The sequence below is a fragment of the Sporosarcina sp. P33 genome (assembly GCF_002077155.1).
GTDB lineage: Bacteria > Bacillota > Bacilli > Bacillales_A > Planococcaceae > Sporosarcina.
Genome location: NZ_CP015027.1, coordinates 1207970 through 1220832 on the forward strand (window position 1 = coordinate 1207970; position 12863 = coordinate 1220832).

Below are 12863 nucleotides of genomic sequence, written 5' to 3' on the forward strand. Positions count from 1 at the left end.
AGTAACTTCTTTTTATAATAGGTTAAGTCCTCGATCGATTAGTATCTGTCAGCTGCATACGTCGCCGTACTTCCACCCCAGACCTATCCACCTCATCATCTTTGAGGGATCTTACTTACTTGCGTAATGGGAAATCTCATCTTGAAGGGGGCTTCATGCTTAGATGCTTTCAGCATTTATCCCGTCCATACATAGCTACCCAGCGATGCCTTTGGCAAGACAACTGGTACACCAGCGGTATGTCCATCCCGGTCCTCTCGTACTAAGGACAGCTCTCCTCAAATTTCCTGCGCCCGCGACGGATAGGGACCGAACTGTCTCACGACGTTCTGAACCCAGCTCGCGTGCCGCTTTAATGGGCGAACAGCCCAACCCTTGGGACCGACTACAGCCCCAGGATGCGACGAGCCGACATCGAGGTGCCAAACCTCCCCGTCGATGTGGACTCTTGGGGGAGATAAGCCTGTTATCCCCGGGGTAGCTTTTATCCGTTGAGCGATGGCCCTTCCATGCGGAACCACCGGATCACTAAGTCCGTCTTTCGACCCTGCTCGACTTGTAGGTCTCGCAGTCAAGCTCCCTTATGCCTTTGCACTCTGCGAATGATGTCCAACCATTCTGAGGGAACCTTTGAGCGCCTCCGTTACTCTTTAGGAGGCGACCGCCCCAGTCAAACTGCCCACCTGACACTGTCTCCTGCCCGGATCACGGGCAAGGGTTAGAAGTCCAATACAGCCAGGGTAGTATCCCACCAATGCCTCCTCCGAAGCTGGCGCTCCGGAATCCAAGGCTCCTACCTATCCTGTACAGGCTGCACCGGAATTCAATATCAGGCTACAGTAAAGCTCCACGGGGTCTTTCCGTCCTGTCGCGGGTAATGCGCATCTTCACGCATATTATAATTTCACCGAGTCTCTCGTTGAGACAGTGCCCAGATCGTTACGCCTTTCGTGCGGGTCGGAACTTACCCGACAAGGAATTTCGCTACCTTAGGACCGTTATAGTTACGGCCGCCGTTTACTGGGGCTTCAATTCAGAGCTTCGCTTGCGCTAACCCCTCCTCTTAACCTTCCAGCACCGGGCAGGCGTCAGCCCCTATACGTCATCTTACGATTTTGCAGAGACCTGTGTTTTTGCTAAACAGTCGCCTGGGCCTATTCACTGCGGCTCTCTCGGGCTATTCACCCTACCAGAGCACCCCTTCTCCCGAAGTTACGGGGTCATTTTGCCGAGTTCCTTAACGAGAGTTCTCTCGATCACCTTAGGATTCTCTCCTCGCCTACCTGTGTCGGTTTGCGGTACAGGCACCTCCCGCCTCGCTAGAGGCTTTTCTTGGCAGTGTGAAATCAGGGACTCCGGAGATAAATCTCCTTGCCATCACAGCCTAGTGTTATATGAGAACGGGATTTGCCTCGTTCTCCACCTCACTGCTTAGACACACAACCAACTGTGTGCTCACCCTATCCTACTGCGTCCCCCCATTACTCAAACGGCGGGGAGGTGGTACAGGAATATCAACCTGTTGTCCATCGTCTACGCCTATCGGCCTCGACTTAGGTCCTGACTAACCCTGAGCGGACGAGCCTTCCTCAGGAAACCTTGGGCATTCGGTGGAAGGGATTCTCACCCTTCTTTCGCTACTCATACCGGCATTCTCACTTCCAAGCGCTCCACCAGTCCTTCCGGTCCAGCTTCAACGCCCTTGGAACGCTCTCCTACCATTGACCATACGGTCAATCCACAGCTTCGGTGATCTGTTTAGCCCCGGTACATTTTCGGCGCAGCGCCACTCGACCAGTGAGCTATTACGCACTCTTTAAATGATGGCTGCTTCTAAGCCAACATCCTGGTTGTCTGGGCAACGCCACATCCTTTTCCACTTAACAGATACTTGGGGACCTTAGCTGGTGGTCTGGGCTGTTTCCCTCTCGACAATGGATCTTATCACCCACTGTCTGACTCCCAAACATAAATCATCGGCATTCGGAGTTTGTCTGAATTCGGTAACCCGGGATGGGCCCCTCGTCCAAACAGTGCTCTACCTCCGAGATTCTTTCGTTTGAGGCTAGCCCTAAAGCTATTTCGGAGAGAACCAGCTATCTCCAGGTTCGATTGGAATTTCACCGCTACCCACACCTCATCCCCGCATTTTTCAACATACGTGGGTTCGGGCCTCCAGTCAGTGTTACCTGACCTTCACCCTGGACATGGGTAGATCACCTGGTTTCGGGTCTACGACCCCATACTCATTCGCCCTATTCAGACTCGCTTTCGCTGCGGCTCCGCTTTCTCAGCTTAACCTTGCATGGAATCGTAACTCGCCGGTTCATTCTACAAAAGGCACGCCATCACCCATTAACGGGCTCTGACAATTTGTAAGCGCACGGTTTCAGGTTCTATTTCACTCCCCTTCCGGGGTGCTTTTCACCTTTCCCTCACGGTACTGGTTCACTATCGGTCACTAGGGAGTATTTAGCCTTGGGAGATGGTCCTCCCGGATTCCGACGGAATTTCACGTGTTCCGCCGTACTCAGGATCCACTCTGGAGGGAATGCACTTTCGACTACGGGGCTTTTACCCGCTGCGGCGGACCTTTCCAGGTCGCTTCGTCTAATGCATTCCTTTGTAACTCCGTATAGAGTGTCCTACAACCCCAAGAAGCAAGCTTCTTGGTTTGGGCTCTTCCCGTTTCGCTCGCCGCTACTAAGGGAATCGATGTTTCTTTCTCTTCCTCCGGGTACTTAGATGTTTCAGTTCTCCGGGTGTGCCACGAGTATGCTATGTATTCACATACACGTACTGTCCCATTACGGACAGTGGGTTTCCCCATTCGGAAATCTTCGGATCAAAGCTTACTTACAGCTCCCCGAAGCATATCGGTGTTAGTGCCGTCCTTCATCGGCTCCTAGTGCCAAGGCATCCGCCGTGCGCCCTTTCTAACTTAACCTATAAAAGGTCCAACGTCATCCTAGCGATAGGAATCAGAAGGTTAAAAAGATTGCTTGAACTGCATATGACTATGCAATTCGGTTGATTACTTGATTACTTTCAATGTCGTTTTATCCAGTTTTCAATGAACAAGAAAAAAGCTTTGAACACTCAAAAAATGAGCCTTCAAAACTGAACGCAAAACGTTAACGTGGTGAATCTAAGATTCATCTTCCGAATGTTTCTGTCATATTTCAGACAAGAGAACATAATCCTTAGAAAGGAGGTGATCCAGCCGCACCTTCCGATACGGCTACCTTGTTACGACTTCACCCCAATCATCTGTCCCACCTTCGGCGGCTGGCTCCCGTAAGGGTTACCCCACCGACTTCGGGTGTTACAAACTCTCGTGGTGTGACGGGCGGTGTGTACAAGACCCGGGAACGTATTCACCGTGGCATGCTGATCCACGATTACTAGCGATTCCGGCTTCATGCAGGCGAGTTGCAGCCTGCAATCCGAACTGGGAACGATTTTGTGGGATTGGCTCCCCCTCGCGGGTTTGCAGCCCTCTGTATCGTCCATTGTAGCACGTGTGTAGCCCAGGTCATAAGGGGCATGATGATTTGACGTCATCCCCACCTTCCTCCGGTTTGTCACCGGCAGTCACCTTAGAGTGCCCAACTGAATGATGGCAACTAAGATTAAGGGTTGCGCTCGTTGCGGGACTTAACCCAACATCTCACGACACGAGCTGACGACAACCATGCACCACCTGTCACCACTGTCCCCGAAGGGAAAGGCATGTCTCCATGCCGGTCAGTGGGATGTCAAGACCTGGTAAGGTTCTTCGCGTTGCTTCGAATTAAACCACATGCTCCACCGCTTGTGCGGGTCCCCGTCAATTCCTTTGAGTTTCAGCCTTGCGGCCGTACTCCCCAGGCGGAGTGCTTAATGCGTTAGCTGCAGCACTAAGGGGCGGAAACCCCCTAACACTTAGCACTCATCGTTTACGGCGTGGACTACCAGGGTATCTAATCCTGTTTGCTCCCCACGCTTTCGCGCCTCAGCGTCAGTTACAGACCAGAAAGCCGCCTTCGCCACTGGTGTTCCTCCACATCTCTACGCATTTCACCGCTACACGTGGAATTCCGCTTTCCTCTTCTGTACTCAAGTCCTCCAGTTTCCAATGACCCTCCACGGTTGAGCCGTGGGCTTTCACATCAGACTTAAAGGACCGCCTGCGCGCGCTTTACGCCCAATAATTCCGGACAACGCTTGCCACCTACGTATTACCGCGGCTGCTGGCACGTAGTTAGCCGTGGCTTTCTGGTAAGGTACCGTCAAGGTACAGGCAGTTACTCCTGTACTTGTTCTTCCCTTACAACAGAGCTTTACGATCCGAAAACCTTCTTCACTCACGCGGCATTGCTCCATCAGACTTTCGTCCATTGTGGAAGATTCCCTACTGCTGCCTCCCGTAGGAGTCTGGGCCGTGTCTCAGTCCCAGTGTGGCCGATCACCCTCTCAGGTCGGCTACGCATCGTTGCCTTGGTAGGCCGTTACCCCACCAACTAGCTAATGCGCCGCGGGCCCATCCTTCAGTGACAGCGAGACGCCGTCTTTCAACATTTCTTCATGCGAAGAAATGGATTATTCGGTATTAGCCCCGGTTTCCCGGAGTTATCCCCATCTGAAGGGCAGGTTGCCCACGTGTTACTCACCCGTCCGCCGCTAACTGTTGGAAGCAAGCTTCCAACAGTTCGCTCGACTTGCATGTATTAGGCATGCCGCCAGCGTTCGTCCTGAGCCAGGATCAAACTCTCCATAAGACCGGCCGCCGATTCGCAGCGGATTGCGTCGTCAGTTTCACTCGCTCAGTCGGTCACGTACGTTAGTACGCTCCCTTCTTCGCTCGATCACTTCCTAGCACTCCACTACGACTCGACACCCGATAGAATGAAAAATCGATTAGCTCGAGTTTCATTTGCTGGCATCAATTAAGATACTCATTTTGTTCATGTCATCGCTAGATGCATAAACTGTATTTCGTTAACGTTTTGCTGTTCAGTTTTCAAGGTTCATGCCAGTCGCTTTCTTGACTGTTCCACTACTATATCAAAGAGATTTTCAACTGTCAACAACTTTAAACATCTTTTTTCAATTTCTTTTAATTTTATTTTAGAAGCTGAATCATTCCGCTTGGCATATATCCGATTACAGCTGTAAAAAAACCGCCCCTCCATTGATCGGAGTAGCGGTTTGTCTTTATTTGATAAATATGAAGTATAAGATGAAGATCACAAAGAGACCGTACATAATTGGATGGATTTCTTTTCTTCTGCCGCTCACCAGCATCGTGATAGGGTAAAAGACGAAACCAATTGCGATACCTGTTGCGATACTGTACGTCAATGGCATAGCGATAATCGTGAAGAAAGCAGGAACCGCAATTTCAAAACGATTCCATTCAATATTACCCAGCGTTGAAACCATCAGCACCCCTACGATAATCAAAGCTGGGGCCGTAACTGCCGGCGTGATGACCAATAGCAGAGGCGAGAAAAATAACGCCAGTAAAAACAGCACGGCCGTAACAATAGAAGCAAAGCCGGTTTTGGCACCTGCCGCAACACCCGCAGTAGACTCAATATAGGAAGTGGTCGTGGATGTACCCATCACAGATCCTGTCACCGTTGCCAATGAATCCGCCAGCAATGCTTTACCTGCACGCGGAAGACGGTCATCTTTCATCAAACCAGCTTGTGTAGCAACCGCCACCAGTGTTCCCGCTGTGTCAAAGAAGTCCACAAAAAGGAATGTAATGACGATCACAAGGAATTGGGTGGTCATTAACGAGCCAGGATCGTTGATGATCGCATCGAATGCAGCGCCGAATGTCGGAGTGACCGGCGGAATTTTATCCACTACTTTATGAGGAACTTCTATAAGACTGACGAGCATTCCTACGACAGTTGTCATAATCATTCCATAGAAAATAGCACCTTTGATTTTTCGCACCATCATGATGACTGTGATGACTAATCCGAAAATCGTCAATAACGTGGGGCCTGCCGTTAAATCACCCAGGCCGACCAGTGTATTTTCATCCCCTACGATAATTTTTGCGTTCTGAAGACCGAGGAATGTAATGAACAAGCCTATCCCCGCTCCGACAGCAAATTTCAGCTGAGCCGGAATTGCATTAATGATCTTTTCCCGCAGCCCTGTTAATGAAAGAACGATAAAAATCAGTCCAGAAAAAAGGACGCCTGTTAATCCTGTTTGCCACGGAATACCGTATGTCAGCACTACCGTGAAAGCGAAGAATGCGTTCAGACCCATTCCTGGCGCTAACCCTATCGGATATTTGGCTATCAAGCCCATAAACAATGTTCCGACAGCAGCTGAAAGTGCCGTTGCGACGAATACTGCGCCTTTGTCCATACGCATGGAATCGGGTAAATCAGGAACAACGTCAAGAGATAACATGATCGGGTTGACTGCTAAAATATAAGCCATGGCTAAAAACGTAGTAATTCCGCCAATGATTTCGCGACGATAGTTAGTACCAAGCTTATCAAACTCAAAATATTTTTTCATTGTGACCTTCCTTATGCTTAGTATGTAAAAAGAGGCAAGCGAAATAACTTCGCATGCCTCTCCTTTAATCCAATAGAAAATAATCTTCTATTACGGATCGTAGTCGAAACATTTACGGTGTTTCGGTAGAGACTTCCAGGCCTTATTCCCAGCGTTATACGATCATATTTTGTTGTTTATCTCATTCCCACTCAATCGTGCCAGGAGGTTTTGCCGTAATATCATATACTACGCGATTCACCTGGTCGACTTCAGACGTAATGCGGGTACTGATTTTCTCCAGTACATCCCAAGGTATACGAGCCCAGTCCGCTGTCATCCCATCCACTGAATGAACCGCTCTGATACCGATCGCATAATCATAGGAGCGCTGTTCATTTCGGACACCGACACTGCGGATATTCGGCAGCACTGCGAAGTATTGCCAAATCGAACGGTCCAAGCCTGCTTTCGCAATTTCATCACGTAAAATGAAGTCAGCATCACGAACGATTTCCAGCTTGTCTTCTGTGATCTCACCAAGTACACGAACTCCGAGACCCGGTCCAGGGAATGGCTGACGGTTCACGATTTCTTCCGGCAAGCCCAATTCCGCTCCAACTGCACGCACTTCATCTTTGAATAAAGCACGAAGCGGCTCAATCAGCTCGAAATCCATATCTTCAGGCAGGCCGCCTACATTATGGTGAGACTTGATAGTGGCAGATGTAGCAGTTCCGCTTTCGATAATGTCTGCATAAATCGTACCTTGCGCTAAAAATTTAATACCATCCAGTTTAGCGGATTCCTCATCAAACACGTAAATAAATTCATTACCGATAATCTTACGTTTTTGTTCAGGTTCTGTAACACCCGCCAGCTTGTCCAGGAAACGTTTGCGCGCATCCACTTTAATGAAGTGCATGCTGAATTGTTCACTGAAAGTCTTGACAACACTCTCGACTTCCCCTTTACGGAGCAAGCCGTGATCGACAAAGATACATGTCAGCTGATCGCCGATCGCCCGGTCGATTAAAGCAGCAACGACAGAAGAATCTACTCCGCCGCTCAGTGCGCATAATACTTTGCGGTCACCTACTGTCGAACGGATCTTCTCCACTTCGATCTCGATGAATCGTTCCATAGTCCAATCGCCCTTGGCTTTACAGATTTCAAAAACGAAGTGCCGTAAAAAATCTTTGCCGTGTTCTGAACGGTGCTCTTCGGGATGGAATTGAATTGCATAGATCTGTTGTGCGTCGTTGGAAACAGCGACGATATTACCTTCAGAGTCCGTTGCTGAAGACGTGAACCCATCTGGTAATTGTGCTACATGAGCACTGTCTTTCACCCAAACGTTCTGCTTCTCTGTTTGTCCCGCGAACAATGCAGATGTGGTATCCACTGTAACCAATTCTTCTTTTCCTTCGCCGTCCGCATTCACTTCCACTGTACCGCCCAAATGCTCGATGATAAGCTGCGTTCCGTAACTGATGCCCAGCACCGGGATACCAAGTTTTAATATTTCCGGATTAATATCATACGCTGCTGCATCTCCTGCAGAAGCTGTACCCCCGGAAAGCACGATACCGACCGGATTCATTTCTTTCAATTCCTCAACAGTCGTTGTATGCGCATGTAACTCACTGTACACACCAAATTCACGGATCGTACGCGTGAAGAGCTGATTATACTGACTGCCGTAATCGAGAACCACAATTTTTTCTTGTTCGACTAACAAAGGAGCATTTGACAACTGATCCACCTCTTCCAATTTTTTAGTGCTGATTCATGCCTCAACTACAAAAGACGCGTAAGAAAGTCAACTTTCCACGCGTCTCTTCCGCCAAAGAATACGATTCATGCTATACGATGACGATTGACGTTCAGTAGTGCAAAATATGCCGAGGTCATATCAAATATTGATTCGATACATATTTTACGCATATTTCGCTAAAAAATCAACATGTTGTACTAATAATTAAATCTTCCCACACTTCATTTAACTTATCCCAATCCTGCGATTTCCAGTCGTTGCCGTAAATTCCTTTTTCATAGGCTGCTGTTAAGACCGACATGCGTTCTCCGCCGTAACGTTCATCCACTTGGTTTGCATAGTTTGAAAGTGTCATGCCGGCTTCTTTCGGCATGCCGGTACGGTCGAGCTGCCGCAATAATTGTCTATATTGCTGTTCAAACTTCTCTCGTCCATTCGGCTGAGCACGTAATTGTCTGACATGCCACCCAGGCAGCCAGCCGCTTCGTTTACTAAATACGACAATACCTGCAACGGCGGATGCGACCAGAAGCGACACATACAGCCACCACTTAGTGAAGAGCCATACCAGCTTCTCTTTCAGTTCGTTAAAAAATGGCGCCGGCTGTCCTTGCTGCTTTTGGAATTCTTTCTGCTTTTCCGCTGCCGGCTGGACAGGCTTTTGGATTTCCTCTTCTTCTTGGCTGTCATTTGGCATGTCATATGTAATATCAGTCGGGTGCGTAAAACCGATGGTCGGCTCAAACGGCATCCAGCCAATTTCCGGTATATACGCTTCCACCCACGAATGTGCTTCGTCGTTGGTTACACGATATACACTTTCCCCTGACGCTTTCAATGCTGGTTCACCGGGAGCAAACCCCTTTACCCAGCGTGTCGGCACGCCCGCGGAACGGAGCATTACTGCCATAGAAGTAGAAAAATTGTCGCAATAGCCTCTTTTCGTCTCAAATAAAAACTGATCAACATAGTCCTGTTCATCTTCCGGCACTGCTACATTTTGCGTGTCATAGAAAAAGCCGTTCTTTTTGAAGTATTGCTCAATGGCTTTTGCTTTGTTGTAAACACTCGTTTCTGTTTCCGTAATCGACAGGGCCAGCTCTTTTACCCGCTCAGGCAAGTTTTCGGGTAGCTGTAAATAACTATTCAAATCCTCTATAACTGTTTCATAGTTCACCATCTCCGGCTTTTGCAATTCGGACAGCATATATTCAGGAGCCATATACTGTATTTCATATTGCTCCACCTTCTCCTGAAGACCCATCAGCAAATACAGGCGATTTGCATCCGTTTCATGCATCAGATCTATGCCGGCAGGTTCGGATATTTTCGTTGTCCCATATGGCGCGGCAATGAACGGCAGCGGTTCTGCAAACTTCAGTACTGCTGATGATACTTCCGCTTCTTCCGGAGTTGCATGCAGCTCTTCGCCGGTCGATAATAATTTTTTATTCATTTCCCTTTCCTGCAGCCAGCCCTTTGAAGTATAGGTGTCCTTTGTTTCAATCCGCCAGTATTGACGGTCTTCCACCGCAGCTTCAAACACAAGTCCGTGATCTTGAACGAAGACTCCGCCAAGCTGAGAATCATCCGGATCATAACCTGCTTTTGCCTGCCCTTTGTCTGAAGCCTGATCTTCGGCTCCGCTTAATGATAATAAAAACGGCACTGGGTCCGGCCATGCCGGCGGATGTACAGGGGCGTTTCTGGAGAATAACCCTACAGCCCCAACGATCAGCATGACTGGCAAGAAAAGAACCAGCATGCGCCTCGGGCGAAGTGATACTCTGTCATTGCCCGCTAGCTTCAGCACTGTAAGACACCCGGTAATGACCATTCCTATAATCATAATCCTGACGATCGAAGAAGATCCATCGTACGGAGTAAACGTATCCAGAACAGAAACAAACAGCACAGTAATGCCAAAGAACATCATCATGCTCTGCCGCACTTCAATCCAATGCCGGATTAAATATGCGATCATCCAAACTAATGTAAACAGCAATAACGTACGGAATAAATTTGACAGGTCACCCAGCTCGCCCTGAAATAACAGCAGAATATTGCGCTGCACATCCCTTAGGATTATGCCAAATGTCTTGAGCGACAGTGACAGCTGATTTAAATACATGTAATGAATCGACCATGTGATATAAAGAAGCTGGACTATCCCGCTGATCCACCAAGGCAGACGCGTCAGCGCCAAAATGAAGAATAGTGCCACATACAGCAAAAAGAGAGCAGGGTGGCCAAAATCAGTCAGCTCCATAATCGGAATAAACCATTCCCACAGTAAAATCGCGCTCAATATGTATAAAAATATAAGCACTTTCCAGCTCATTCGTTGTTTCTTCATACTGCCACCGCCTCTTTCAGCGCCACGGCACGATCAGACGGGTGAACGAATCGCACTTTGACGCCCAGCTGCTTCACTTGGCTGACAACCGAATCCATTCTTTTTACTTCCTCTTCATCCGTAATCATCACAAAACAAACCATGCCTGACGGATTACGGTAAAAATGCAGCACCCGGCGGATAAAATCTAAGCGAAGAGCGGCTGTAACAACAAGCAACGCGTCTTCAGATACCGCCTTCTCCGTCGGCAGCAAGACGCGGTGCGCATCATCAGAGTGAATTTTAGCCAAGTGAACTAATGCCTGTCTGGTCTGATCGGCCGATTGCATACGCGGAAATAAGGATGGCTGAGAACTCGCTGTCATGAATGTCAGCTTGGCCTGATGCTCTCTTGCTGAGACGACTATGGACGCAGCGAACTCTACTGCGTCTTCAAACGCCTCTGATTTACCGCAGTCAAGCAGCACAGTATATTGTTCAGAACGCTGCTCATCAAATTCCTTCGTCATCAGCTTCGAAGTGCGCGCAAATGATTTCCAGTGAATCAAGGATATCCGGTCGCCGGGCGCGTATTCCCTTACACTCGAAGGAGTCGTTGCATCCTTTGCCGGCGTATAAGCTGAAAGCCGCTGACCACCTCTTGTTCCGCCAGCAGCTGACTGATACATCAGACCGGTTACGTTCGGGTAGACCAGGAACGTGTCATGCACAGCAAATACTTCTTTTTTTCTTATCCAATTAAAAAAATCCACCAGTTCAATTTTAACCGCAGGCAACGTATATTCGCCGCGTGTAAGATCCTTAAGCACATAAGAATATTCGTATGTCCTCCTGAAGCCGATCAGCGCCATTTGCCTCACTGTCCGTGTCTGTTTCGCATGTATCCGTTTATCCGCAAGAATTATATACGGCAAAGGAAATGGCCACTTTCTTTTAATAATCAGACGGATCACCGCCTGCCCGTTACGCATTATATGGCGGTCCTCAATATGCCGTTCCACACGTATATCACGCATTGGATACAAATATAGCAGGATGGAGTACGCGACAAACGGCACCAGCATGTAGAAAATAAACCAGCTGACAAATCCTCCCTGAAATTTCGCGAATGCATAGGCGGTTACCCCGATTGCCAGAACGCCCGCAAACCGGCCGAATGATTTCAAATGTTTCATATAGTAGCAGACCTGCGGTTCACCGGCACTTCCAGCCGGCCAAGAATATCCCTGATGATGCCCGCGGCTTCCACCCCTTCATATTTAGCTTCCGGACGCAATATCAGCCGATGTGAGAAGGCGTATGGCGCCAAATATTGCACGTCGTCCGGCAAGACAAACGTACGCCCTTTCACAAATGCATAGGCCTGGCACGCTTTCATCAATGCCAATGACCCCCGCGGACTGACACCCAATGCCACTGAATGATGGCAGCGTGTCGCTTCTGCGCAATCTACTATGTAAGAAATAATTGTGTCATCTACCGTGACTTCCTGCACATCCCGCTGTAATTTGAGCAATTCTTCTACTGTCAGAACAGCTTTAATTTGATTAACCGGAATCTGCTGTTCCGCCCGCTTCAATAACTCCATTTCCTGCTGTTTAGTCGGATAGCCCATTTTCAATTTAAAAATAAAGCGATCCAATTGCGCTTCGGGCAGAGGGTAGGTCCCCTCATATTCAATGGGGTTTTGGGTCGCCATGACAAAAAAAGGTTTGGGCAGCTGGATAGTTGTGCCATCGACGGTAATCGACGCTTCTTCCATTCCTTCCAGCAGCGCCGCCTGTGTTTTTGGGGAGGTTCGGTTAATTTCATCCGCCAGTACGATATTACCGATCAGGGGACCCGGACGAAATTCGAATTGCATCGTTTGCGGGTTGTAGATCGAAACACCCGATACATCAGAAGGAAGCAGATCAGGCGTAAATTGAATTCGTTTAAACTGGGCACCGATTGATGTAGCAAGAGCTCTCACCAGCATAGTTTTTCCGACACCCGGCACATCCTCCAGCAATACGTGCCCTCCTGCCAGCAGCGCCGTAATACTTAATTCCGCAATATCACGCTTGCCGACAATGACTTTTTCTATATTATTCAGCAGTTGTTCGATCCTTTGTGAATGCATAATTGTTCTCCTCCGCCACGAACTGAATCCGTTTTTATATGAAACCATCATACCTGAAACAAATAAGCCCGACAAACAGAAAAACTGCCGGCCCTTTA

At 48.6% G+C, this 12863-nt stretch carries 5 protein-coding genes, 2 rRNA genes and 1 riboswitch; all 7 genes read right to left on the minus strand.

The window, feature by feature from the left end; all coding sequences use genetic code 11:
• Positions 1-18 precede the first annotated feature (18 nt).
• Positions 19-2947, minus strand: a 23S ribosomal RNA gene (locus SporoP33_RS06110).
• Between the two features lie 260 nt (positions 2948-3207).
• A 16S ribosomal RNA gene (locus SporoP33_RS06115) occupies positions 3208-4760 on the minus strand.
• The 16S and 23S rRNA genes sit together here, the layout of an rRNA operon.
• 436 nt (positions 4761-5196) lie before the next feature.
• Complete coding sequence (locus tag SporoP33_RS06120) at positions 5197-6531, minus strand: NCS2 family permease (RefSeq protein WP_081242898.1); 1335 nt, start codon at positions 6529-6531, stop codon at positions 5197-5199.
• 80 nt (positions 6532-6611) lie between these two features.
• A riboswitch (purine riboswitch) is annotated at positions 6612-6713 on the minus strand.
• Positions 6713-8266, minus strand: coding sequence for a glutamine-hydrolyzing GMP synthase (gene guaA / locus SporoP33_RS06125; protein WP_081242899.1), 1554 nt, complete (start codon positions 8264-8266; stop codon positions 6713-6715). It overlaps the preceding riboswitch by 1 nt.
• A gap of 205 nt (positions 8267-8471) precedes the next feature.
• Positions 8472-10643: a transglutaminase TgpA family protein gene (locus SporoP33_RS06130; protein WP_081242900.1), complete on the minus strand. Its 2172-nt coding sequence runs from the start codon at positions 10641-10643 to the stop codon at positions 8472-8474.
• Positions 10640-11818, minus strand: coding sequence for a DUF58 domain-containing protein (locus SporoP33_RS06135; protein ID WP_081242901.1), 1179 nt, complete (start codon positions 11816-11818; stop codon positions 10640-10642). Before SporoP33_RS06135 ends, SporoP33_RS06130 begins: the two co-directional genes overlap by 4 nt.
• On the minus strand, positions 11815-12765 hold the full coding sequence (locus SporoP33_RS06140; RefSeq protein WP_081242902.1) for an AAA family ATPase: 951 nt from the start codon (positions 12763-12765) through the stop codon (positions 11815-11817). Before SporoP33_RS06140 ends, SporoP33_RS06135 begins: the two co-directional genes overlap by 4 nt.
• Positions 12766-12863: the final 98 nt, after the last annotated feature.

Coding starts and splice junctions, on each gene's coding strand:
- SporoP33_RS06120 (WP_081242898.1), bottom strand. CDS start 6,531: ATGAAAAAATATTTTGAGTTTGATAAGCTTGGTACTAACTATCGTCGC.
- SporoP33_RS06135 (WP_081242901.1), bottom strand. CDS start 11,818: ATGAAACATTTGAAATCATTCGGCCGGTTTGCGGGCGTTCTGGCAATC.
- SporoP33_RS06130 (WP_081242900.1), bottom strand. CDS start 10,643: ATGAAGAAACAACGAATGAGCTGGAAAGTGCTTATATTTTTATACATA.
- SporoP33_RS06140 (WP_081242902.1), bottom strand. CDS start 12,765: ATGCATTCACAAAGGATCGAACAACTGCTGAATAATATAGAAAAAGTC.